The sequence below is a fragment of the Corynebacterium faecale genome, assembly GCF_030408735.1.
Classification (GTDB): domain Bacteria; phylum Actinomycetota; class Actinomycetes; order Mycobacteriales; family Mycobacteriaceae; genus Corynebacterium; species Corynebacterium faecale.
In genome coordinates, this window is sequence record NZ_CP047204.1 from 1251174 (window position 1) to 1275463 (window position 24290).

Annotated in this window: 22 protein-coding genes; 14 read left to right on the forward strand and 8 right to left on the reverse strand. The window is 60.5% G+C overall.

Annotated elements, in window-relative coordinates; translation table 11 throughout:
• Positions 1-459, reverse strand: a complete 459-nt coding sequence (gene mce / locus CFAEC_RS05760; RefSeq protein ID WP_290279574.1) for a methylmalonyl-CoA epimerase — start codon at positions 457-459, stop codon at positions 1-3.
• Between the two features lie 83 nt (positions 460-542).
• On the opposite strand from mce, the gene CFAEC_RS05765 reads away from it, so the two are divergent.
• Both CFAEC_RS05765 and CFAEC_RS05770 read left to right on the forward strand, forming a co-directional pair.
• Complete coding sequence (locus CFAEC_RS05765; RefSeq protein WP_290279575.1) at positions 543-851, forward strand: MTH1187 family thiamine-binding protein; 309 nt, start codon at positions 543-545, stop codon at positions 849-851.
• 48 nt (positions 852-899) lie between these two features.
• On the forward strand, positions 900-1838 hold the full coding sequence (locus CFAEC_RS05770) for a tetratricopeptide repeat protein (protein WP_290279576.1): 939 nt from the start codon (positions 900-902) through the stop codon (positions 1836-1838).
• A gap of 66 nt (positions 1839-1904) precedes the next feature.
• Here the strand turns inward: CFAEC_RS05770 and glgB are convergent, their stop codons facing one another.
• Together glgB and CFAEC_RS05780 are read right to left on the reverse strand one after the other, a co-directional pair.
• Positions 1905-4103, reverse strand: a complete 2199-nt coding sequence (gene glgB / locus CFAEC_RS05775; protein WP_290279577.1) for a 1,4-alpha-glucan branching protein GlgB — start codon at positions 4101-4103, stop codon at positions 1905-1907.
• A gap of 89 nt (positions 4104-4192) precedes the next feature.
• Entirely contained in the window at positions 4193-6220 is a 2028-nt protein-coding gene (locus CFAEC_RS05780) for a maltotransferase domain-containing protein (protein ID WP_290279578.1), read from the reverse strand.
• Positions 6221-6366: 146 nt separating this feature from the next.
• Here CFAEC_RS05780 and CFAEC_RS05785 point away from each other — a divergent pair, with 146 nt between their 5' ends.
• The 8 genes from CFAEC_RS05785 to CFAEC_RS05820 all read left to right on the forward strand — a co-directional run bounded on the left by CFAEC_RS05785 (position 6367) and on the right by CFAEC_RS05820 (position 13830).
• Positions 6367-7236: an ABC transporter ATP-binding protein gene (locus tag CFAEC_RS05785; RefSeq protein WP_290279815.1), complete on the forward strand. Its 870-nt coding sequence runs from the start codon at positions 6367-6369 to the stop codon at positions 7234-7236.
• Between the two features lie 102 nt (positions 7237-7338).
• Positions 7339-8148: an NUDIX hydrolase gene (locus tag CFAEC_RS05790; RefSeq protein ID WP_290279579.1), complete on the forward strand. Its 810-nt coding sequence runs from the start codon at positions 7339-7341 to the stop codon at positions 8146-8148.
• 24 nt (positions 8149-8172) lie between these two features.
• Complete coding sequence (locus tag CFAEC_RS05795; RefSeq protein WP_290279580.1) at positions 8173-9330, forward strand: THUMP-like domain-containing protein; 1158 nt, start codon at positions 8173-8175, stop codon at positions 9328-9330.
• Positions 9331-9494: 164 nt separating this feature from the next.
• Positions 9495-10277 carry an electron transfer flavoprotein subunit beta/FixA family protein gene (locus CFAEC_RS05800; protein WP_290279581.1) on the forward strand — a complete coding sequence of 261 codons (783 nt, stop codon included), beginning with the start codon at positions 9495-9497 and terminating at the stop codon, positions 10275-10277.
• A 52-nt stretch (positions 10278-10329) separates the two neighbouring features.
• Positions 10330-11283 (forward strand): electron transfer flavoprotein subunit alpha/FixB family protein, encoded by a 954-nt coding sequence (locus CFAEC_RS05805; RefSeq protein WP_290279582.1) that lies wholly within the window; start codon positions 10330-10332, stop codon positions 11281-11283.
• Positions 11284-11422: 139 nt separating this feature from the next.
• Positions 11423-12031 carry an Ltp family lipoprotein gene (locus CFAEC_RS05810; protein ID WP_290279583.1) on the forward strand — a complete coding sequence of 203 codons (609 nt, stop codon included), beginning with the start codon at positions 11423-11425 and terminating at the stop codon, positions 12029-12031.
• Between the two features lie 57 nt (positions 12032-12088).
• Positions 12089-13213, forward strand: a complete 1125-nt coding sequence (locus tag CFAEC_RS05815; protein ID WP_290279584.1) for a cysteine desulfurase family protein — start codon at positions 12089-12091, stop codon at positions 13211-13213.
• 155 nt (positions 13214-13368) lie between these two features.
• Complete coding sequence (locus CFAEC_RS05820) at positions 13369-13830, forward strand: hypothetical protein (RefSeq protein WP_290279585.1); 462 nt, start codon at positions 13369-13371, stop codon at positions 13828-13830.
• 70 nt (positions 13831-13900) lie between these two features.
• Here CFAEC_RS05820 and CFAEC_RS05825 read toward each other — a convergent pair whose 3' ends face one another.
• The 3 genes from CFAEC_RS05825 to CFAEC_RS05835 are packed head-to-tail and all read right to left on the reverse strand — an operon-like array spanning position 13901 to position 16213.
• Positions 13901-14182 (reverse strand): hypothetical protein, encoded by a 282-nt coding sequence (locus CFAEC_RS05825; RefSeq protein ID WP_290279586.1) that lies wholly within the window; start codon positions 14180-14182, stop codon positions 13901-13903.
• A complete protein-coding gene (locus CFAEC_RS05830; RefSeq protein WP_353960117.1) occupies positions 14182-15051 on the reverse strand; it encodes a spermidine synthase in 870 nt (289 codons plus the stop codon). The genes CFAEC_RS05825 and CFAEC_RS05830 overlap by 1 nt, the downstream gene beginning before the upstream one ends.
• Positions 15052-15079: 28 nt before the next feature.
• Positions 15080-16213 (reverse strand): ATP-binding protein, encoded by a 1134-nt coding sequence (locus CFAEC_RS05835; RefSeq protein WP_290279587.1) that lies wholly within the window; start codon positions 16211-16213, stop codon positions 15080-15082.
• 181 nt (positions 16214-16394) lie between these two features.
• Between CFAEC_RS05835 and mnmA the strand changes: the two genes are divergently transcribed.
• From mnmA to CFAEC_RS05850, 3 genes are all read left to right on the forward strand, one after another.
• Complete coding sequence (mnmA, locus tag CFAEC_RS05840) at positions 16395-17492, forward strand: tRNA 2-thiouridine(34) synthase MnmA (RefSeq protein ID WP_290279588.1); 1098 nt, start codon at positions 16395-16397, stop codon at positions 17490-17492.
• 2 nt (positions 17493-17494) lie between these two features.
• Positions 17495-18508, forward strand: coding sequence for a uroporphyrinogen decarboxylase/cobalamine-independent methonine synthase family protein (locus CFAEC_RS05845; RefSeq protein WP_290279589.1), 1014 nt, complete (start codon positions 17495-17497; stop codon positions 18506-18508).
• A 133-nt stretch (positions 18509-18641) separates the two neighbouring features.
• Positions 18642-19889: an HNH endonuclease signature motif containing protein gene (locus CFAEC_RS05850; RefSeq protein WP_290279590.1), complete on the forward strand. Its 1248-nt coding sequence runs from the start codon at positions 18642-18644 to the stop codon at positions 19887-19889.
• Here the strand turns inward: CFAEC_RS05850 and CFAEC_RS05855 are convergent.
• A complete protein-coding gene (locus CFAEC_RS05855) occupies positions 19886-21307 on the reverse strand; it encodes a DHA2 family efflux MFS transporter permease subunit (protein WP_290279817.1) in 1422 nt (473 codons plus the stop codon). The two genes, CFAEC_RS05850 and CFAEC_RS05855, sit on opposite strands and share 4 nt — an antisense overlap.
• Before the next feature lie 152 nt (positions 21308-21459).
• Positions 21460-22155 carry a 3'-5' exonuclease gene (locus CFAEC_RS05860; RefSeq protein ID WP_290279591.1) on the reverse strand — a complete coding sequence of 232 codons (696 nt, stop codon included), beginning with the start codon at positions 22153-22155 and terminating at the stop codon, positions 21460-21462.
• 78 nt (positions 22156-22233) lie between these two features.
• Between CFAEC_RS05860 and ligA the strand changes: the two genes are divergently transcribed.
• On the forward strand, positions 22234-24276 hold the full coding sequence (ligA, locus tag CFAEC_RS05865) for an NAD-dependent DNA ligase LigA (protein WP_290279592.1): 2043 nt from the start codon (positions 22234-22236) through the stop codon (positions 24274-24276).
• Positions 24277-24290 lie beyond the last annotated feature (14 nt).

A 24290-nucleotide genomic window follows, 5' to 3' on the forward strand; every position in this document is an offset into this window, starting at 1 on the left:
CTAGTTGGCTGGTTCGGTCAGCTCGAGGAGGACGCCGCCTGCATCCTTGGGATGGACGAAGTTGATGCGTGCACCACCGGTGCCGATCTTCGGCTGGTCATAGAGCAGACGGATGCCCTGATCGCGCAGGTAATCTGACAGCTCATCAAGATGGTGGGTGCGCAGGCACATCTGCTGGAGGCCGGGGCCCTTCTTGGCGATGAACTTCGCGATGGTGGATTCCTCATTCAGGGGAGCCAGCAGCTGCAGCATGCCATCGGTGTCCTTCATGTCCTTCGGGCCGACCATGGCCTCGGTGACACCCTGCTCCTCGTTGGTTTCCTGGTGGTGGTTCACCCAACCGAAGGCGTTGCGGTAGAACTCAACAGCCTCATCCAGGTCGGGGACAGCAATACCAACGTGGTCAAGGCAGACAACATACTCGTGGGGGATATCAATGGCCTGTGGATTTTCAGTCATGGATGTCATTCTATTCCTGTGATCCCGCAACCGCACCATTAAGGGTGGTGTCCGTGATCACCTGATGCAGGTAACCTGGCGGTATGCTCATTGCCTTCTCTGTTGCCCCAGCCGTAACCGACAATCCTCAAGGTGAGATGGCCGATGCCGTCACCGAGGCCATCCGTGTGGTCCGGGAATCCGGCCTACCCAATGAAACCAACGCCATGTTCACACTCATCGAGGGGGAGTGGGATGAGGTCTTCGATGTGATCAAACGTGCCACCGAGGCTGTCTCCAAGGTGTCTCCGCGGACCTCCCTGGTGATCAAGGCGGACATCCGGCCCGGTTATGAGAATACGCTCACCCGCAAGGTGGAAGCCGTGGAGGAACGTCTGTCCCGGGATCAGTAGAGTTGAGGGGATAGTCCCGTCAGCCAACTGAGAAAGAGTGTTTCAACCGTGACCACACCAGGCCGTTTCGTCAGTGGAGCCATCGATCTCGGCGAGGTGAAAGCCCGCGCTGAAGCCCGCCAGAAGACACATTCGGAGGGACCGGCATCCACCGCCATTGCCACCTCCATCACTGTCACGATGGAGAACCTGGAGAACGAGGTTCTGCGACGATCAACCCAGGTGCCGGTGATCGTCCTGATCGGAACCTCCCGCAGCCCCGATTCTGAGCAGCTGAAAGCAGATTTCACAGCCCTGGCGGCCAACGCCGGTCTGTCCTTCATCTTCGGTTATATCGACGCCGACACCACCCCGGATGTGGCCCAGGTCTTCGGGGTGGAGGGTCTGCCCACCACCATCGCCGTGGCTGCAGGCCGTCCCCTGGCGGACTTCCAGGGTGGACAGCCGGCTGATGCCCTGCAGCAGTGGATCAGCTCCGTCATCCAGGCGGTGGGCCCCCAGCTGCAGGGCCTGCCGGAGGGCGCAACGCCCGCTGATGGCTCCCCATCCCAGGCACCGGTGGAAGAACCGGAGGATCCCCGTCTGGATGCCGCCCTGATCGCCTTGAATGAGGGCAACTTCGATGCAGCCATCGCCGTCTATGAGGAGATCCTCAAGGAGGAACCGAAGAACGCCGAGATCAAACAGGCCCGTGACACAGCGATGCTCATGGCCAGGCTGGGCACTGTCGACGATGGCACCGATGTGCTCGCCGAGGCAGAGGCTGATCCCACCGATGTGGGCAAGGCCTTCGCTGCCGCTGATGCAGAGATGGTGTCCGGCAACCCGGAGGGTGCCTTCGACCGTCTCATCACCCTGCTCACCAGGACCGCGGGTAAGGAGAAGGACACGGTGAAGGGCCGTCTCATCGAACTCTTCGGTCTGTTTGACCCCACAGACCCCCGGGTGCTCGCGGCCCGCGGCAAGATGGCCAGCGCCCTGTACTAACCCCTCTGCTAAGAGCAATGGAAAAGGCACCCCGAGGGGTGCCTTTTTCACCTATCTGAAAAAGATCTAGCCTTCCCAGACGTAGAACTGCGCACTCATCGCAGGGGAGTGCACGGTGGCGGTGTAGGGGAAACCATCGCGGTCAGCCTTGGTGGCCTTGACTGTTTCGGACAGGGAATTGTCCGCACCCAGGAACTGTTCCTCATCGGTGTTGAGGGCCAGTTTCCAGGTGCCGCCGCCGGAGACACCGAGGGTGTACTCGGGCTGAGAGGTGCCGGAGAGGTTGAAAATACACAGAACCTGGGAACCGTCCTCGCCATAACGGGTGAAGGCCAGGATGTTGTTGCCAGCGTCATCAGCCTTGTTCCAGGCGAATCCCTCACCGGAGAAATCACGCTCATGAAGTGCCGGGACATCCCTGTAGGTGGAGTTGAGTTCGCGGATGAGGTCGGAGATGGCCGAGTGGTATTCACCCTGCCAGCCATCGACAACACCCCAGGGCAGTTCGGTGCCCTCAGACCATTCATCACGCTGGCCCAGTTCCTGGCCCATGAACAGCAACTTCTTACCCGGGTGTGCCCACATGTAGGCGAGCAGGGTACGCATGCCGGCGGCCTTGTTCCAGGTATCTCCCGGCATGCGGTTCCACAGGGATCCCTTGCCGTGGACTACCTCATCATGGGAGATGGGCAGCACGAAGCGCTCGGAGAAGGCGTACACCAGTGAGAAGGTGAGCTCGTTGTGGTGGAAGGAGCGGTGGATGGGATCCTTGGAGAAGTACTCCAGGGTGTCATTCATCCAGCCCATGTTCCACTTGAGGGAGAATCCCAGGCCACCATCCCAGGTCGGTGCGGTGACTCCCGGCCAGGAGGTGGATTCCTCGGCGATGGTCAGCGCACCCGGGTGGACACGTGAAACGGTGGCGTTCATCTCCTGGATGAACTGCACAGCCTCAAGGTTCTCCCGGCCACCGAAGACATTCGGAGCCCATTCGCCGTGTTCACGGGAGTAGTCCAGGTAGAGCATGGAGGCCACGGCATCCACGCGCAGTCCGTCGACGTGGAATTCCTCCAGCCAGTAGAGGGCGTTGGCCACCAGGAAGTTGCGGACCTCGTTGCGTCCGAAGTCAAAGACATAGGTGCCCCAGTCCTTCTGCTCACCACGGCGCCAATCCGGGTGTTCGTAGAGGGGTTCACCATCAAAACGCGCCAGGGCCCAGTCATCCTTGGGGAAGTGGGCGGGCACCCAGTCGACGATGACACCGATGCCGCGGGCGTGGAAGGCGTCGATAAGCTTGCGCAGTTCATCCGGTGTACCCCAGCGTGAGGTGGGGGCGTAGTAGCCGGTGACCTGGTAACCCCAGGAACCACCGAAGGGGTGTTCCGCGACGGGCATGAACTCCACGTGGGTGTAGCCGAGGTCAGCGACATAATCCACCAGTTCGGTGGCCAGCTCGGAGTAGTTACGGCCCCAGCGCCATGATCCGAGGTGAACTTCATACACACTCATCGGGGTGGAGGCCACGTCGGTGGAGTCACGCTTGGCCAGCCACTCGGAGTCATTCCATTCATAGGAGGACTCCGCCACGATGGAACCGGTGGCCGGGGGTAGCTCAGCGGTGCGTGCCATCGGGTCTGCCTTGTCACGGCGGTTGCCGTCCTTGGTCTGGACGGCGAACTTGTACACGTCGCCGGCGCCGATATTAGGGATGAACAGTTCCCAGATACCGGAACCACCCATGGAACGCATGGCGTGCTGGGAGGCGTTCCAGCCATTGAAGTTGCCCACCACGGCGACGCCGATGGCATTCGGTGCCCACACGGCGAAGGCGGTACCACTGACCTGACCCATGACGGTTTCATAGGTCTTCACATTGGCGCCGAGGACATCCCACAGACGCTCATGGCGACCCTCGGAGATCAGGTAGATGTCCATGTCACCGAGTGTGGGCAGGAAGGCATAAGGGTCAGCGGTGACCACTGGATCCTTACCTGGCCAGGTGATGCGCAGGCGGTAGTCGAAGGGGTCCTGGTTGCCCAGTTCCAGTGCGAAGATGTCATCGCCGATGGGGTTCATCACGATCTGGGTTCCGTCGAGAATCAGCTCAACCTTCTCGGCGCCGATCTGGCGGGTGCGGATCACGGAACCACCACCGTCGCTGGCGTGCCAACCATAGAAACCGTGGGGATTGTGGTGGTGGCAATGACGCAACCTACCGAGATCCTCTTCAGGGATCACAAGGTTATTAGCGGAATCAGGGCTCATGGCACATGTCCTTAAATGCTGAAAATATCGGGAAATCTGTATGTTTTAGACTGTTGTGACGGTACCCGAGTTCGGGCACTGAGGGGATGTTATGCGCGGTACTGTTCGATCTCGCGCCAGGCCAGACGCTCGCGACGTGAAGCCGGAAGCTCGGGCAGCACGAAGATGTGCGCGACATCCTGCAGCGGCTCCAGTCGGACGAAGTTGGTGGCACCCCACGTGTAGGTGACACCGGTGATGGCGTCACGGACCTCGAAGGACGCACCGGATTCCAGGCCGAGGGCGGACAGATCCAGTCGCACGGTGGCTTCGCGTGCGGAACGGGGATCAAGGTTCACCACCACCAGGACGGTGTTACCGGTGAGGGCATCCACCTTGGAGTAGACGATGATCTGGTCATTGTCCGCCTCATGGAAGTGCAGGTTACGCAGCTGCTGGAGGGCGGGGTTGGCGCGACGGATCTGGTTAAGGGCGGCGATATACGGCTCGAGGGAATCATTGGATTCCAGCGCACCCTCGAAATCACGGGGGCGCAACTCGTACTTCTCGGAATCCAGGTACTCCTCGGAACCGGGCTTGACGGACTGGTGCTCGAAGAGTTCATAACCTGAGTAGACACCCCAGACCGGTGACATGGTGGCAGCCAGCGCGGCGCGGATGGCGAACATCGCGCGGCCACCGTGCTGGAGGGAGGCATGCAAAATGTCCGGGGTGTTCACGAACAGGTTCGGGCGGGAGACATCAGCCATCTCGGCGATCTCAGTGGCGAACTCGGTCAGTTCCTCCTTGGACACCTTCCAGGTGAAGTAGGTATAGGACTGGGAGAAACCGATCTTGGCCAGGCCGTAGAGGCGTGCCGGGCGGGTGAATGCCTCGGCCAGGAAGATGACCTCAGGGTTGGTGGTGTGGATCTCGGAGATCAGCCACTGCCAGAAGTTTGCTGGCTTGGTGTGGGGGTTGTCCACACGGAAGGTGGTCACACCCAGGTCCACCCAGTACTTCACCACACGGTAGACCTCCTTGTAGATCTTCTCCGGGGCGTTGTCGAAGTTGACCGGATAGATATCCTGGTACTTCTTCGGTGGGTTCTCGGCGTAGGCGATGGTGCCGTCGGCTAAGACGGTGAAGAACTCACGGTGGTCCTGGGCCCATGGGTGGTCAGGTGCTGCCTGGAGTGCGAGGTCGAGGGCGATCTCCAGACCCAGCTCCTCAGCGCGTGCCAGCAGCTTCTTGAAATCCTCGACGGTACCCAGCTCCGGGTGCACAGCGTCATGGCCACCGTCCTTGGAACCGATGGCCCATGGGGATCCCACATCCTCGGGCTCCGGGGTCAGGGTGTTGTTGCGACCCTTGCGGTTGACCTCGCCGATCGGGTGGATCGGCGGGAAGTAGACGGTGTCAAAGCCCATGGCCGCCACGCGGTCAAGGGCATCGGCGGTGGTGTCGAAGGTACCGTGAACGGGCTTGCCATCGGCATCCCAGCCACCGGTGGAACGGGGGAACAGCTCGTACCAGGAGTTCACCAGGGCGTCGCGGCGTTCGACCTTGACCTGCAGGTTCTCGCCGCGGGTGAGCAGCTCGCGGAGCGGGTACCGCTCCAGCAGCTGCTGGGTGGCCGCCGAGATGCCGGGTGCAACCCGGGCTCGGAGGTTGCCGGAACCACGCAGGGAGGTCGCGACGTCGATAAGCGTCTTCTTTTCCTCTGGTGGCAGATTCGCCGCGGCCTCCTCGAAGAGTTCAGCACCGCGCTCGAGGTCATTGTAGAGCTCCTCGGCGGACTGGCCGGCCTCGATCTTGGTGGTCACCGCATGACGCCAGGTGGCCATGGGATCGGACCAGGCATCCACGCGGAAGGTCCAGGTGCCGGGGACATCAGGGACGAAGAAGGCGTTCACCTGATCCTGGTTGGTGGGGGTCTGGCGCATCGGGATCTGGATGGTGTCCGGTGCAACGGTGGACTCCTCCGGGCCCTGGACATTCAGGGTGGCGGAGATGGCATCGTGGCCCTCGCGCCAGACGACAGCGGAAACCGGAACAATTTCACCCACCACCGCCTTAGCCGGGTTCTTGTCCAGAAGCTGGGGGCGAACATCATCGATTCCGAGACGACCAGTCACAGTTTTCTCCTCTTTAGCGGTGCAGACTTCAATACTCGATCACGTACACGTCTTCAGAGTGCCGGGGGTGATGGTTATCCGCCCGTTACCCTCCCAAAATCCTATCCGAGCTGTGTCACTTCCACATGGGAGAAGTGAAATCAGCCATGATGGAGGGTGTGACTGACTCTGCAACTGACTTCCAAGAGGACTACAACGAGGACCTCCTCATTGACTTTGAGGGTGTGACCTTCACCCGCGAGGGCAGGAACCTGGTGGGGCCTGTCGATTGGCAGGTGGAGCTGGATGAACGCTGGGTGATCATCGGCCCCAACGGTGCCGGCAAGACCACCCTCATCCGCATGGCCGCAGCCGAGGAGTTCCCCTCCGCCGGCAGGGCCCGCATCATGGGGGAGCAGGTGGGTAAGACTGACATGCGCGACCTGCGCTCCATGATCGGAGTGAGCTCCTCCGCGCTGGGTAACCGGATCCCCGAAAATGAAAAGGTCCGTGACCTGGTTGTGTCCGCTGGTTATGCCATTCTCGGCCGCTGGCGTGAGGATTACGCGGAGATGGACTTCGAGCAGGCCACCGACATCATGGAGCAGGTGGGTGCCCTCCACCTGGGTGATCGCACCTGGGGCACGCTCTCGGAGGGTGAGCGCAAACGCGTCCTGGTCGCCCGCGCCCTCATGACCAACCCGGAGCTGCTCATTCTTGATGAGCCGACCGCCGGCATGGACCTGGGTGGCCGCGAGGACCTGGTGGCCTATCTCGGCGCACTGGCCATGGACCCGGATGCACCGGCCATCGTCATGATCACCCACCACGTGGAAGAGATCCCCTCCGGCTTCACCCACGCCATGTTGCTGGATGAAGGCGAGATCGTGGCCCAGGGTCTCATCCACACGGTGTTGACCAATGAGAACCTGTCCAAGGCCTTCCATCAGCCGATCCAGGTGGATCGCATCGGTGAGCGCTATTTCGCGCGCCGGGTCCGTAAGGCGCGCCGCCGCCGCGCGCGCAACGCTGAATAAAATGCCGGAGCTTGTCGACGAATAACCGGGGGTTCAGGCCTGCAGGAGGGACTTCGTTTCCTTACACTGGTTGATGGTTCTCAAAGAAAGCATGGTGCATTGATGGTGATGGAAGGTGTTGGCGGCCGAAAGCTAGCCGCCACTGTGCTTCTGGTCCGGGATGGAATCATTGATGGCCAACCGGATCTGGAGGTCTATATCCAGGAACGGGTGTCCACCATGCCGCATTTCCCGCGTGCCACCGTCTTCCCCGGGGGCGGGGTGGATCCCCGTGACTTCCCGGATTTCTCTGACGGCCACAGCCCGGAGATCTGGGAGGGGCCGGATGCACTGGAGTGGGCTGACCGCCTCAACACCAGTCCAGAGATCGCCTATGCGCTGGTCTTCGCCGCGGTGCGTGAACTCTTCGAGGAGGCGGGAACCCTTCTGGCTGAGCACGGTAATGGCGGAGGCCTGGTGAAAGACGCCAGCAAATACCACGCCTATCGGGAGAAATTGGAAAGCCATGAGATGTCCCTGACCGAAATGCTGGTCAGGGAGAATCTGGTGATCCGAACCGACCTCATCGTGCCGTTCGCCCGCTGGGCAAGCCCAGAAGGGGATCGGGCGCGTTTTGATACGTTCTCCTTCGTTGCCATCGAACCGGAGGGGCAGTGTGCTGATGGCGATACCAGGGAGGCATCATCCACCGGTTATTTCCCGCCGGAGCTGATCCTGGAGGGATGGCGGGCCGGGCTGTTGCGCCTGGTCATTCCCACCTGGGCATCACTGTTTGAGCTGTCCCACTTCCACAGCACAGCTGAGCTGATGGAAAGCATCCATGAATTCAATCTCAATCCCATTGTGGATGACGCCATGAACAATCCCCGCTACCGCGAATTCTATGAACTGAAGCGGAACGAAAGGTTCTGACCGCGACCTCCTACACTGAGGAACATGAGTTTCAGTCCGGATGAGGTCCGCTTCCTTATCGATAACGCCCCTGATATTGATTTCGCCACACGTGAGCTGGAGCTGACGAAGCGCTCCATGATCTCTGATGTGGCGGTTCTTCGTTCACGCTTCGGGGAGCAGGGCCGGGCAGTTGCAGAACTCGCTGGTGCCCGCCGCTCAGGAAAACTGCCGGAGGATTGGTTGATGTGCCATGATTCCGCGCAACAGGCCACCCCGATGCAGGTCTCTGATATCCGTGCGCAACGTTTAGGCACAGCATTGGGGGAGAACACGGTGGCCCACGATGTCACGTGTTCCATCGGCACCGAGGGACTGGCGATAATGAACGCGGGACTGGGATATATCGGAGCGGATCTCGACCATTCCCGGCTGTTGATGGCTCAATATAATCTGGGCGCTGGGCGCGCACGCCTGCTGTGTGCTGATGCGCTGAAACCTGCTGTGAACGGCGCTGATGTGATCATCGCCGATCCTGCACGCCGTGCGGGTGGGCGCCGCATCACAGACCCGGCCCAGTTGTTGCCGCCGCTGCCTGATCTGCTTGACGCCTGGGCGGGACATGCCATGGCCGTCAAGTGTGCACCCGGTCTGGATTTCAGCGGGTGGGATGGCCTGGTGAGCCTGGTCAGTGTGGATGGCGGAGTGAAGGAAGCCTGTCTGTACACCCCGGATCTGGCTGATGGTGAAACACGTGAGGCCGTGGTGATCAGAGATCGGGTGGACCGGGTGACCGACCTGTTGGATGACGCCCCGGGGGAACAGTTGGCACGAGCGCCAGGGGAGTTCATCATTGACCCCGACGGTGCCATCGTGCGCGCCGGGTTGGTGCGGCATTATGCGGTGCGGGAGGGGTTGTGGATGTTGGACGAGCGCATCGCGTACCTCACCGGGGACCGTCTTCCCGAGGGAACCAGTGGATTTAGATTCATCGAGCAGGTGCCGCTGAAGAAGCTCAAGTCCGCGTTGAGCGCCCATGGCGCGGGTTCGGTGGAGATTCTGGTGCGGGGAGTGGATGTTGATCCTGATCAGTTGCGTAAGAAGTTGGCACTGAAGGGGAAGAAGGCGATGGCGGTGGTGATCACGCGCATCGGTACCACTGGTGTGGCGTTGGTGTGTGGGGCACGTGAGTGGGCGGAATGAATATCACATTGTAAAACCGGGTGGAGGTTGGTTAGTCTGTCAGGAATAGACTATGCGGTCTAGCGATGTCTATGAGGGTGTAGGGGAGTTGGCGGTAGGCCACCCGCGTACCATGGTTTAGAGATTTCAATACTTCTGAAAAGACTTATGAAAGGTGAGTGTGGATGTCCACAATCGTGGTGCTGGTGAAAAACGTTCCAGACACCTGGTCCAAGCGGACCTTGGAGGCTGATTTCACCCTCGATCGTGAGGGCGTGGATGAGGTCCTGGATGAGATCAACGAATTCGCACTCGAGCAGGCCCTGCGCTTGCGAGAGGCTAACCCGGGTCACAAGGTGGTGGCCCTGACCGCCGGACCCGAGTCCGCGGATGAAGCACTGCGCAAGGCGCTGTCGATGGGTGCGGATGAGGCCATCCTCCTCAACGATGAGGCACTGGCCGGTTCGGACCTGCTGGGCACCGCGTGGGCACTCAACAACGCGATCAACACCATCCCGGATGTATCCCTCATCGTCGCAGGTTCCGCCTCTTCTGATGGCTCCATGGGTGCGCTGCCCGGTGTGCTGGCTGAGTACCGCCAGACCGCGGCTCTGACCGGTCTGTCCAGGTTGGCCATCGAAGGTGACCAGGTTGTGGGCACCCGTGTGGACCACCGTGGCACCTTTGAACTCAAGGCTGCGCTGCCTGCGGTGGTGTCCATCACCGACAAGGCGGACAAGCCACGCTTCCCGAACTTCAAGGGCATCATGGCAGCCAAGAAGGCCACCATCGCGCGCCTCAACCTCGCGCAGATCGGTGTCACTCCTGAGCAGGTCGGCATCGCGCATGCCGCGACTGCCGTGACCGCCGCTTCGGAACGCCCGGCACGTACCCAGGGTGACATCATCAGCGCTAACGGTGCAGCTGCGAAGATCGCTGATTACCTGGCAGCTGAGAATCTGATCTAGTTCAACCCGATCACGTCAACCAACCTTCAAATCTCTGTAGGAGAAACGTTTCATGTCTACTGCATACGTATTGGTAGAGCAGAACAATGGTCGTCTGGATCCGGTCACCGTTGAACTGATCACCGCCGCACGCGCACTCGGTGAGGTCACCGCTGTTGTTGTTGGTGAGCCTGGCACCGGTCAGTCCGTTGCCGCCGAACTGGGTGCAGCCGGTGCAGCTGTTGTTATCGCCGCTGAAGCTGCCGGTGTGTCCGAGCGCCTGGTGATTCCTGAGGTGGATGCTCTCCACATCCTGGCTGCACATAACCCTGGCCCGATCGTCTTGTCCGCCAACCTGGGCGGCAATGAGATCGCCGGTCGCCTGGCCGCCCGTCTGGCTTCCGGTGTGCTCTGCGATGTTGTCGGCATCAACGCCGACCGCACCGCCAACCAGTCCATCTTCGGCGATACCATTCAGGTTTCTGCTGCCGTGGGTGGTGCAGCTCCGATCTACACCCTGCGCGCAGGTGCCGTTGCAGGTGAGCCGGTTGCTGCTGCCGGCACCCTGCAGACCCTGGCGCTGCCTGAAGCCACCATCAAGGATGTCACGGTTGTCTCATCCACCCCTGTCGTTCGTGGCGACCGCCCTGATCTGCCGCAGGCGAAGGTGGTTATCGCAGGTGGCCGTGGCATCGGTTCCGCTGAGAACTTCCAGACCGTTCTGGAGCCCCTGGCGGATGCTCTTGATGGTGCCGTGGGTGCCACCCGTGACGCCGTTGATCTTGGTTATTACCCGGGTGAGTACCAGATCGGTCAGACCGGTGTGACTGTGTCGCCGGATGTCTACATCGGCTTTGGTGTCTCCGGTGCGATCCAGCACACCTCCGGCATGCAGACCGCGAAGAAGGTCATCATCGTCAATAACGATGAGGATGCCCCGATCTTTGAGATCGCCGACCTTGGTGTGGTGGGCGACCTCTTTGAGATCGCCCCGGCGCTGCTTGAGGAGATCAACAAGCGCAAGTAGGGGTTCCTCGCCTGCCCTTCAGCTAACGGCCTTCGTGTATTAATACGCGAAGGCCGTTTTTTGGATACTGAATTGGTACGCTGACATCAATTTCACATCAATTTCACGGTAGAGCTATTTGAGGGCGAGGAAGAATCAGATGAACAGGTTAACTCGACACGCTGCTGTTCTCTCTACTACTTTCCTTGTCGCGGGGTTTCTCCTGAGTTGTTCTGCAGAAGACGAAAGGGGCAGCACGGCCTCGACCCCTGCGCAGACACCAGTGAGTAGTGAGCCAGCCAGTGAAATCGGTACCACTCCCGAATCCACTGAGGAAAGCATTACGGCCGGTCATCAGGAGGCGGTGGATCTGGCGGAAAAGTATCTGAAAGATTCAGAGTTTTCGGAATCAGGTCTCTACGGTCAGTTGTTGTATGAAGGCTTCGCTGAAGAGGAAGCACAGTACGGTGTGGATAACGTGGCGGTCGACTGGGATGAACAGGCACTGCAGTCCGCAGCACGCCTTCTGGACAGCTCTTCATATTCAGAATCAACCCTTTATAATCGGCTCATATTCGAGGAGTACACCCCAGATCAGTCGCAGTATGCAGTAGATAGTGTCAATGCTGACTGGTTTGGGGAGGCTGCAGAGTCGGCTGCGGGATACATGTCCTTCAGTGCTTTTTCCGAGTCCGGTCTTTATGATCAGCTCATTTATGAAGGTTTCACTCCTGAGCAGGCCCAGCATGGTGTGGCAAGCGTTATGTAAGGTGTGATGCGCGAGGAATCGCCCCTTTGAATCTCACCGAAACACCGAAGAAGGCCAGTGGACACTTTTTATCTCGACCACGCAGCGACCACCCCGATGCGGTTGATCGCCGCTGAGACGTGGATGGAACACGCCCAGTCTCTCAACCCGGCCAGCCAGTATGGTTCCGGGCGCAGGGCGCGCAGTGTGGCGGATTCCGCGCGCGAGGAGATCGCAGCGCTCCTGGGGTGCGAACCCATCGAGGTCATCTTCACCGCTTCCGGCACGGAGGCTGACAATCTGGCCGTTCTGGGTCTCTACCAGGCGTCCCCGTTGAATCGGGTGGTGTCCACTCCGATTGAGCACCCGGGCGTCCTGGAAACCGTCAAGGCTCTGGAGAAGTCCGGCGCACAGGTGGATCTGCTGCCGGTCGAACAAGATGGCCGGGTGTCGTCCTTCGAGCTGCTCAGCCAACCCGCAGCTGTGGCCACCATGATGTGGGCCAATAATGAAACAGGCGCGATCCAGCCGGTGGAGCAGTTTATCGAAGCTGCCGCCGGCACACCGACCCATATTGATGCCGTCCAGGTGGTCGGGCACCTTCCCGTTAACTTCGCGGAGCTGGGCGTGACCACGTTGGCGGCCTCCGCGCATAAGTTCGGCGGCCCGCGTGGCGTAGGTCTGCTCCTGGCGCGCCGTTCTCCGGCTCCCTCCGCTGTACTCCACGGAGGTGGTCAGGAACGTGGCATCCGTCCAGGCACCCTCGACGTTGCCGGTGCAGCCGCCACGGCGGCGGCCCTGCGCGAGGCGGTGGCTGAGCTTGATTCGGAGCATGCCCGCATCACGGGCCTGCGCAATAAGCTTTACGACGGCATCCTGTCGCTCATCGATAATGTCATGGTGCACACCACTGAACCCGCCCTGCCCGGGCACCTGCACCTGTCCTTCCCCGGTGCTGAAGGCGACAGCCTGATCATGCTTTTTGACTCCATGCGGATTGAAGCCTCCACCGGCTCCGCCTGCTCCAACGGAGTCAACCGTGCCAGCCATGTGCTGCTGGCCATGGGTATTACTGAGGCCGATGCCCGTGGCGCGATCCGCTTCACCTTGGGACGAACCACCACTGATGCAGACGTGGATGCGGTACTCGCTGTGATTGCTGATGTGGTTGCCCGTGCCAGAACCGCAGGACTGGCGTTTTAATACGTGGGGGTGTCCCTATGTTTTTGTCAAGAGGTAGTCACTGACACGAAGCCACAGCTCCCGGATGTGACACCATGGGCAATAAAACCGGCAGTACGATTTCTGCTAAGTAGTAGAAGTGATTGAGAACGTTCTGTTCAGTTGGGGGAAAGCTCATGTCTGAAAAAGTTTATGCTGTCTATCGTCGACGCATTCCCTACATTGGAGCAGTTCCATATGAGGCATCTCGTCGTGATGTAATCTGTGCGCTTTTTGGGACAGAAGCTGAGGTAAAAGGGTTGGAACAACAGGCGAGAGAGATTGGTTATGAGCTCTGGTGGGAGGAAATCGCAATCTCTGATGCAACAGACCCAGCACACCTCCCTTCCACCGTATTTATAGTTTTTCAAGGTGGATATGAACAAGATGCCCCTGATGCTCTTGAGTTTTCTAACCCAGTTGGCATAGTTGCAACTTTTGACCTCGATGGTGCTGAGGCGGCTGTACGCCGACACCATCAAAGTGACAGTTTGGACATATGGAAGCTTCCCATCCCCTGGCAGAGTCCTTTCGCATTGCACCCCTTTACTAAGAAAAATTTAGATGGAGGTAATCCCGATTATGAGTACTCTCTGTAGCGTTGTGGTGGTGCGTTAGGAAATCATATTGCGCAACGAAAAAGAGAAATAGAGGAAGCCTAGTTAATGCCTAGCTGCTGGTACCGAAGAACACGTAGGAAATAACCGGGCCCACAGCATCGAAGGCATGGCAGGTGATCTGTTGTGGCAGGGGATAGGTGGTGCAATCCACCACCTCATAAGTGCCCAGGATTGATTCCCTGAAACCGGTGATGTCCTGGAGGAACTTGAGCTCCTGCGCATAGCTGGAGCCGGTAGAGGTCATCGGAGCGGGCTGATTCGCCTGAGCTGGAACTGTAAGGACGGTGCCAGCCACCACCGTACTGAGCAGTGTTTTAGTGAGAATGCGCATCACTCAACCGTAGTATCTGCCACCTCATCGTGCCTGGGGTGTGCGCCGCTGGCGAAGCGGCGGACCCAGGCTTCGTCCTTGTACTGGGCCGGCACACCACCACCGAGTAACTCCCGGGTGATGGCTGCGGTGTGGGGGGAGTGGGCGTCGAAAAGCTCCTGGTCTGAACCGAAGAGGATGATGTTGCCATAGCGGCGGCCTTTGAGCATCGGGGGATCGGCGATGACGGCAACGTGTGCGAAGACCTCCATCATGCCGGCGAGTTCACTCTTGGCGCCGCGCAGGTCGGAATGGTCGCCGCAGTTGGAGACATAGAGGCCGCCCGGGGCGAGACCGCGGTGGCAGTGTTCGAAGAACTCCACTGTGGTGAGGTTTTCCGGGGTCACGGCACCTGCGAAGGCATCGCGGATGATGATGTCGCGGCTGGCGGGGGTGAAGGCTTCGGCGACGGTGCGGGCATCATCGACACGGATCTTCACGCGGGGGGCACGGGGGATGTCGAACCACTCACGGGCCAGGCGGGCGAGTTCGCCGTCGAGTTCCACCACGGTGTTGCGGGACTGCGGGTACACATCGGCGAAGTAGCGGGCCATCGTGCAGGCACCACCACCGAGGTGCGTGATGCGGAGCTTGTCGGTGTCCAGGAATTGATCGGCGAAGGCCTGGGTACCGGTGGCGATCCAGCGCATGTACTCAAACACCAGGGCCCGGGGTTCGCCGAGGACGATATGGGAGCTGGGCACACCGTTGACACTGATGAGCCAGCCGTCTGTGGTGTAAAAATCCGGTTGGAGCTCGATCAGGGAGTACTCGCCCTCATAGGCACCGGCGATGGGGGTGTTGTCGGTGGTGTTGCGTTTTCGGGCCACGGTGTTCTTTCTGGGTTCTTTGTGGGTTCTAGATCGGGCGGTGCTGCGGATTATTCAGGAGATGCTCGCGCATATAGGGCAGGACAAAATTGAGGTAGCCATATTTGGGCACGGTGAGCAGACCCCGACGAAGCAATTGCCTGCGTTGGACGGATAATGCATTGGGCTTGACGTTCATCAACGCAGCGATATCACCGGTAGCCACCATCGCACCGTCCTGGGATAATTCAGCGATGGCATAAAGAATAGTCAACTCACCGTCAGGAACAGAATGCAGAGAAGGCTCATGGACCTGCATCCCCATGCGGCGGATAACCTCACCGCGCACCGCCTCCACCTGGGTCACTGCTATGCGATCGGTCTTGTCCAGGGTGGCCCGGGCCCATGCCAGGGAACCGGTCAGCTGCATGGAATAGGGATAGCCGACGCTGATCTGGGCGGCGAGGTGGGCTGCTTGTTCGTCGATAAGCCGACCACCGGCGGTGGTGGTCTCGCGGAACATGGCTACGGCGTCGTTGTGGTTGACCTCGCCGAGGTGGATGCGCTCGGCGCGTCGGATGAAGGTGGTGCCCTCATGCTGGAGGAGGCGATCGATGCCTTCGGGCAGGCCGGCGGCCACGAGGGCGATATCGACATCATCGCGCAATAGATCCTGCACGGCCGTGGCCAGTTCATGGAGTTGGCTGATATCAGCACTCTGGAGCTCATCCAGCGTGATGAGAATGCCCACGCCACGCAGGAGGGCGGCGAGCTCCCGCAGGCGGGAGATCAACGTGGGCGCGGGCTGAGAATGATCCGGATTGGCCACAGCCGTGATCTGCCCGACCCCGGGAATGGAGACGCCGCTGAGAATTCGCTTGCTGGAGGGGCCGCTCTGATCCTGGATGGCCTGGGGGAGGGTGGAGTTGGTCAGGGTGTGCACCATGGTCTCATCGGGGTAGACGCGCACCTTCACCCAACCCTGTTCCGCAGCGGCATCCTCAAACTCATTGAGCATGACTGTCTTACCCATGCCACGGGCACCGGAGATGAGCAGGGCGCGGAAAGGGCTGCCCGGACCTTCCGCAAGCCCGAGTTTGAACGACTCCAGCAGTGAATCACGCCCGGCGAGGATGGTGGGGGAGACACCGAAGGTGGGGCGGAAAGGATTGGTCGGTTGCATAGTGCTCCTGGGATCGCGCCGGGGGTGTGTTTTAGATCTATAAGAAGTATAGGTGAGGTTTAGATCTTTAAGAACCTGATCAGCATCTGCGAAATTGGGGCTTTGGGGAACACAAAGATACGCTACGAGGTTGAACAAGGGTGATAGTGACTAAGGCAGTACAACAACATGAGGGGAGATCATGCGGGTTCTCGCAGCAATGAGTGGAGGCGTCGATTCCGCGGTGGCGGCATCGCGGGCGGTGGCCGCTGGCCATGAAGTGATCGGAGTGCACCTCGCGCTGTCCCGGGACCCGCAGAGCGTGCGTGAATCCTCCCGCGGCTGCTGCTCCCTCGAAGATTCCGCCGATGCCCGTCGGGTGTGTGACAAGCTCGGCATCCCCTTCTATGTGTGGGACTTCTCCGATCGTTTCCAGGAGGACGTGATCGATGATTTCATTGATTCCTATGCCATTGGGGAGACCCCGAACCCCTGCCTGCGCTGCAATGAGAAGATCAAGTTCGCAGCCCTGCTCGAGCGTGGCATCGCGCTTGGTTTTGATGCCGTGGTCACCGGCCACTATGCACGTCTGACCCAGCCAGCCGATGGTGGTGACGGTTACCTCCGCCGCGGTGTGGATATGGATAAGGACCAGTCCTATGTCCTGGGTGTCCTCGGCGCCCATGAGATCGCCCACTGCATGTTCCCGGTCGGTGACACGATCAAGCCGGAGATCCGGGAAGAGGCCGGCGCTGCTGGTTTCTCCGTGGCCAAGAAGCCGGATTCCTATGATATCTGCTTCATCCCCGACGGCAATACCCAGGCGTTCCTGGGCAAGCACATCGGCCTGCGCCCGGGCATGATCGTGGACCAGGAGGGTACCGCGCTACGCGATCACGCCGGAGTGCATGAATTCACCATCGGTCAGCGCAAGGGGCTTGACATCAAGGCGCCCGCTGCGGATGGTCGCCCCCGTTATGTCACTGATATCGATGCCGCCACCGGCACCGTCACCGTCGGCTCGCGTGAGGATCTCCAGGTCCACACCATCCACGCTGATCGCCTGAAATTCCTCCACCCGGACATGGACGGTGAGCTCGATTGCGAGGTCCAGGTCCGTGCACACGGGGGAGTGGTCACCTGTCACGCGCGCATTGACCGCGACGCCGACACCATGACGCTTGCCCTGAACGAACCGCTCTCGGGCGTCGCGCGCGGCCAGGCGGCGGTACTCTACCTGCCCGACGCCGACGGTGACATCGTGCTCGGCTCCGGAACCATCTGCGGCACGGAGGGCTAGGAATGGGCGCCTATGGTCTGGGAGAACTGCCCGGCATCTCCATCGCAGAGGCCGCTGACATCATCCAGGGCGAAACCGGCGATCTGCCACACCTTCCACAGCTTCCCGCCCGCGGCCTGGGCACCGACGCCACCGGTAGAAGTATTGGGCTTATCGACGCCCTGACCGTCGCGCGTGGTGCGCGCTCCTGGATGCTCACCGCCCGCCCAGGCAGGCTCACCCACCGCACCCGCGATTATCTGGCCATGGATCTAGACACCTGTGAGGAGATCTGGGGAACCTCATTGGAACGGGTAAAAATTCAGGCTGTGGGCCCATGGACCTTGGGATCCCGCATCGAATTGCCCAACGGTCACCGAGTGCTCACCGATCACGGTGCCATGCGTGATCTCACCGAGGCGCTCATTCTGGGCATCCAGGAGCATGCCGCCGAGGTGGCACGGCGTTTCCGTTGTGCTGTGTCGGTTCAGATCGATGAGCCAGATCTTCCGGTGATTATTGCGGGCAGGGTGGAGGGCACCTCGACTTTTGACACTATCCGTGCTGTTAACGCAGCCGATATCAACGAACGCCTCGCCGGGGTTTTCGGTGCTGTGCGCGGCGATGTTATCGAGCACACCTACCTCAACCTGACTGGCCAGGAACCCAATTGGGACGTAGCCAGGGGAGCGGGTGCCGATACCGTCCAGGTGACCTTGGATCAGGTGACATCCAACCAGCAACTCGATGGTTTGGGGGAGACCATCACCAGTGGGGTGCGGATCGGCCTGGGCATCACTGGACCCGATGACCATGTGGATGAACTCCTGGAGAAGCCGCGGGAGCGCGCCGTCAAGGTGGCTCGCTTCTTCGACCAGCTGGGAATCGACAGGGCCCGCTTGGTTGATGGGGTGGATATCCATCCCCGCACCAACCTTGGGCCAGAGGTTGCTGTTACAGCCTCCGATGCCGCGAATGCCTATCGGATGGCCCGGATTGTGGCCGGTATGATATCCCAGGATTCCGGGGACCTTTAGTCCGTCGGGGGTGGTGTGAAGTAGCAGCTCAGGGATGGTTTCAGGGCAGGTGGGGGTAGGCCGTGTCCAGGGTGCGGTTTAGGGTGAGATTAGAACACATGAACTAACCGCACCCACCATAGGGGGTTACACCATGCACACCACCCAACCACCACCCACACCATCCCCGGCCTACTACACCGTCAACAACCCCACCAACCCCATGGCCGTAGCCATGACCGCCTTACGCCAAGCAGAACACACCCTCTTCACCACCGCCCTACCCGCAGCCGACGCCGACTTCGAACACACCATCGCCACCTGGTCCATCGCCACCGGCTACTCCCGCACCCGCGTCACCAACATCCTCCTGGCCCTGTTCCAACTCCGCGACCTTCCCCAACTCCACGCCCTCCAACACCAACTCTTCCACCTCGATGCCCAACGCCTCATCGCCATCACCAACGCCCTATTCGGACTCGACCCCGACAACCTCAACGCCGTAGATGACCACCTCACCGACTACCTCACCCCCACCACCGTCAACCAGGTCCTACCCTCACCACGATCAATCACCAACAAAATCCGCGCCATCCGCGAAATGCTCAAAGACCCCAAAGCAGGCACCACCCACGGACCAGAGACCAAAGAATTCCACCTCTCCACCGACCCCGATGGCACCACCGAGCTCTACGCCACCCTCAACCCGGTGGAAGGACAACTCATCAACGATGCGGTGAACAAACACGCCACAGCAACCGGCAAAACCAAAGCCGAAGCCCTCACCGACCTCATCCTGGGCAATATCACCGTGGCCATCACCATGAACCTGTACACCGCAAAAGATCTGGCTAACGCCCCGGTCTGGGCCTCAGGGGTCGGCTGGTTGGACGAGGACACCGGCACCCACTGGGCGGATCAAACCACCCGCACAGCCGACATGGACGAAGCGATGAGCAAGCACCTTGATGGCCATGACCCCTGCCACGCGATCAAAGCCGCAGTGCAGGGCAGGGATGGGACCTGCAGGTTCCCGGGATGTACGGTGCCGGCGCAGCGGTGTGATTGTGATCATCGGATCAATCATGCTGATGGTGGGTCGACGTGTGTGCATAATCTGTGCTCTTTATGCCGTCATCATCACAATGACAAGACCGCGGGTCGGATCATGTATGTGTTGGATCCGTTGACCGGGATTGTGGTGTGGTTGTTAGCTGATGGGACGTGGGCGGTGACGGTCCCGGAGGGGCCGTTGACACCGACAAGTGCGAGGTGGGCGCAGACGGTGTCGCAGTACCGGACCAAGCATCGTAACCGGTGGGCGGCAGCAGCCCGGCGTGAGGCTGATGCCACCGCCGATGCGCAGGCTACCGCCACCCAGGACGACAACCCACCCTTCTAAGAACGGGAGTTTTCCTCAGCCTTTGCAGCCAGGCGGGCCTTGGTCGCATCGGGGGAGGCGTTCTCCGCCAAGAGGGAGGCAATCACACCGACAATCAGAATGGCGGTTGCCAACAGGAGCGCCTGACCGAAGGCGGCACCATCGTCACCGGCTGCCAGACGCACCTGCAGAACAGCGCCGATGGCAGCGGCACCCATGACGGACCCAAGCTGCCGGGTGGTGTTGTACACACCGGATCCGGCACCCATGAACCGCATCGGCAGATCGCGCATCGTGGAGGTCGAGTTCGGAGCCCAGATCAGGCTGTTGCCCACACCCATGAAGAACATGGCCACGAGCGCCAGCCAGATGGGTGCGGCGAAGATCATCATGAGTGACAGGCCGAGAATGGCCAGGGAGGTGATGCCGAAGCCCAGTGCCGCCATGGTGTTGGGGTTACGCTTGTCCACCATTCTGCCGATGGAGGGTGACAGCACCGCTGCAACGAGAGCCTGCGGGATCATCATGAAGCCGGCCTGCATCGGACCCATGCCGTGAACCTGCTGGAAGTACAGCATGATCGGCAGGGGAGTTCCGGCGACCGTGAAGCCCATGGCAACGATGCTGATATTTCCGAGGGAGAAGTTCCTGATCCGGAAGATATCCAGCGGAATGAGCGGATCATTCCCGTTCTCTGCTAGCCGGGCCTGCTGGCGGATGAACCAGAAGCCGAACACGAAGGCGGCGATGATCATCACCCAGATCCATGTCGCCCAACCTGCCACCTCACCCTGTTGCAGGCCGAACACCAGCAGGAACATCGCACCTGCGGATAGCAACATGGACAGTGGATCCAACGGGCGGGTATGTGGAGGAAATGCTGGGACGTACTTCAATACGGCCAGAACCGAGATCACACCGATGGGTAGGTTGATATAGAACACCCACTGCCAGCCCCAGGTCTCTGTGATCACACCGCCCAGGATCGGTCCGGTAAGAGCAGCCAGACCAGCTGTGGTACCCCAGACTCCCAATGCGGCACCGCGTCGTTCGATGGGGAAGATGCGGTTGATGGTGGACATGGTCTGTGGAGTCAGCAACGCCGCACCGAAGCCCTGCACTCCGCGGGCGATGATCAGCGTCATCATGTCCGGGGCCAGACCGCAGGCGAGCGAACTCAGGGTGAAGATGATCATGCCCACGGCGTAGACATTCTTCGGCCCGAATTTGTCCCCCAACCGTCCAGAGATCAGCAGCGGCACCGCAAAGGTGAGCAGGTAGATCGATGTCACCCAGATGACCTCGTTATAGGAGGCGCCCATATCCTGCTGGAGGGCCGGTGTGGATACCGCCACGATGGTCTGATCCAGCAGAATCATGAAGAACCCGACGCACAGGGCGATCAGCGCCGGCCAGGCCTCCTTCTCCGGCAGCGGCATGGACGGATAAGCCCGACCACCGCTGGTGAGGCCCTTATTGAGTTCTTCGCCATTGGACACGATTAATCATTCTTCCACTTGCGTGCCAAAAAGTCGCGCTCCCTCTGTCTCATTGCTTCAGAGGGGCACGACTTTCATTTACTACGAGCAGCCTAATGCGATTGCACAGGCCATGAGGTATTCACTGTGGAACCGTCACGGCCCTGGCCCTGGAAATAGTTCCGCAGGCTGATCTGCTTCTCGTAATAACCCACCGCCTGCATCTCCATGAGTTCTTCGCCGCTCATGATGGCCAGCTCCGGCCACACCCGAACCTGTTTCCAGGCGATGCGGGCAGCGGCCAATGCATCGGCGGTAGCCTCGTGGGCGTTGCCCAGCTGGACATCATAATGGGCACACAGATCGGTCAGTGTGCGCTTGCCCTTGCGGTAGGGGTCCTTGATCCGGTCAATGGTGAAGGGGTCATAAACTAGCCCGTCCACGGTGAAATTACCGGAGAGGTTGCGCAGGACCGTCAGATCATAGGGTGCGTTATAAACGATGAGAGCTTGACTTTTGCCCCAGCCGTCCTGGATGCGTCGGATGGTTTCCGCCAGGACCTCATCATGGGGCTGGCCATGTTCACGTGCATATTCGGTGGTGATGCCGTGCACGGCGGTGGCACCCTCGGGGATCTCCACCCCTGGATCGGCGAGTAACTCCAGCGGATCAGCGCCCGCCTTGCTGATGGTCACCATGGCGGAGGTAACGATGCGGGCTTCGAAAGGATTGGCGGCGGTGGTCTCCAGGTCGAAGGCGAGCATATTGGAGGGGGAAAAGTTGGTGGGCAGTTTCACAGTTGCATTCATGTCCCTAACCCTAACCAACGACCAGGACACCGGGTGCCCCCGCCCGACTAATTTGGCAACCATCTAGAATCGGAAGCCGTGACTGACGATAACGCCCAACTGCGCAGGACCTGGAATGAACTGGCTGAGCAGGTCCGGTATCACCGTGACCTCTACTACAACCAGCAACCCGAGATCCCTGATGCTGACTTTGATGTTCTGTTCCGGCAGCTTCAGGACCTGGAGGAAAAGCACCCGGAACTCGCCGTGCCGGACAGCCCCACCAAGGAGATCGGTGCGCCGATCGCGGAGCAGTCCAGTTTTGACAATGTCGAGCATTTGGAACGCATGCTCAGTCTGGACAATGTCTTTGATGAGAGCGAGCTCCGCGACTGGCTCAACCGCACTCCGGCTAAGCGTTATCTCACCGAGCTCAAGATCGACGGCCTGTCCATTGACCTGGTGTACCGGAATGGCATCCTCGACCGCGCTGCCACCCGAGGGGATGGCCGGGTGGGCGAGGACATCACCGCCAACGCCCGTGTGATCAGTGACATCCCCCATGAGCTGACAGGCACCGATGAGTATCCGCTCCCGGCTGTCCTGGAGATCCGCGGTGAGGTGTTCATTCCCATCGGCGACTTCGCCGATGTCAATGCCCAGCGCATCGAGGACGGTGGTAAGCCCTTCGCCAACCCCCGTAATGCTGCGGCTGGTTCACTGCGTCAGAAGAACACCGAGGATGTGAAGAAACGCCGTCTGCGCATGATCACCCACGGCATCGGGTACAGCGAGGGGTTCGAACCGGCCTCCCAGTATGATGCCTACCTGGCGCTCGCCGCCTGGAGCCTGCCCACGTCGACCTACACGGAGGCCGTCGACACCGCTGACGCCGTCGTCGACAAGGTTTTGTATTGGGCTGACCACCGCCATGATGCCCTCCACGAAATGGACGGCCTGGTGATCAAGGTCGATGACATCGCGTCCCAGCGCGCGCTCGGGTCCACCAGCCGTGCCCCACGCTGGGCGATCGCGTACAAGTATCCGCCGGAGGAGGTCACCACCAAGCTGCTGGATATTGAGGTCAGCGTGGGCCGCACCGGTCGCGTCACCCCGTACGCCATGATGGAACCGGTGTTCGTCGCCGGCTCCACGGTCTCCATGGCCACCCTGCACAACCAGAGCGAGGTTAAGCGGAAGGGGGTGCTCATCGGTGACACCGTGGTCATCCGCAAGGCCGGCGAGGTGATCCCGGAGGTGCTGGGGCCGGTTGTGGAGATGCGCGATGGCACCGAGCAGGAATTCATTTTCCCGGAGTTGTGCCCGGAATGTGGATCCACGCTGGCACCGACGAAGGCGGAGGACGCCGACTGGCGCTGCCCGAATTCGCGCAGCTGCCCGGGGCAGCTCTCCCAGCGCGTGACCTACCTCGCGGGCCGTGGTGCATTCGACATTGAGGCGCTCGGCGAGAAGGGCGCGCAGGACCTCATCCGCACCGGCATCCTCATCGATGAGGCCGCCCTCTTCGACCTCACTGAAGAGGATCTGCTGAAGTCAGAGGTCTACACCACCAAAGCAGGAAAGGTGAACGCCTCCGGCCGGAAACTACTGGCCAACCTCACCCAGCGCAAGAACACCGACCTGTGGCGCGTCCTGGTCGCGCTGTCGATCAGGCATGTGGGCCCGACGGCCGCGCGGGCGCTGGCCGGTCGGTACCGCTCCATGCAGAAGCTTATCGACGCCCCGGTGGACGAGCTCGCCGAAACCGACGGTGTGGGCGTGATCATCGCGCAATCGTTCAAGGACTGGTTCGAGGTGGACTGGCACAGCAATATCGTAGACACCTGGGCAGCGGCCGGCGTCACCATGGAGGACGAGGAGACTGAGCAGCTCGAGCAGACCCTCGAGGGACTCACCATTGTGGTCACCGGCGGGCTGGAGAACTTCACCCGCGACTCTGTGAAGGAGGCCATCATCTCCCGTGGCGGCAAGGCGTCCGGATCGGTATCCAAGAAGACTGACTATGTGGTGGTCGGTGAGAATGCAGGTTCCAAAGCCACCAAGGCGGAGGAGCTGGGGTTGACCATTCTGGATGAGGAGGGCTTCGTCCGTCTCCTGGAACGGGGGGAAGGGGAATCCTGAAATATTTCACTCTT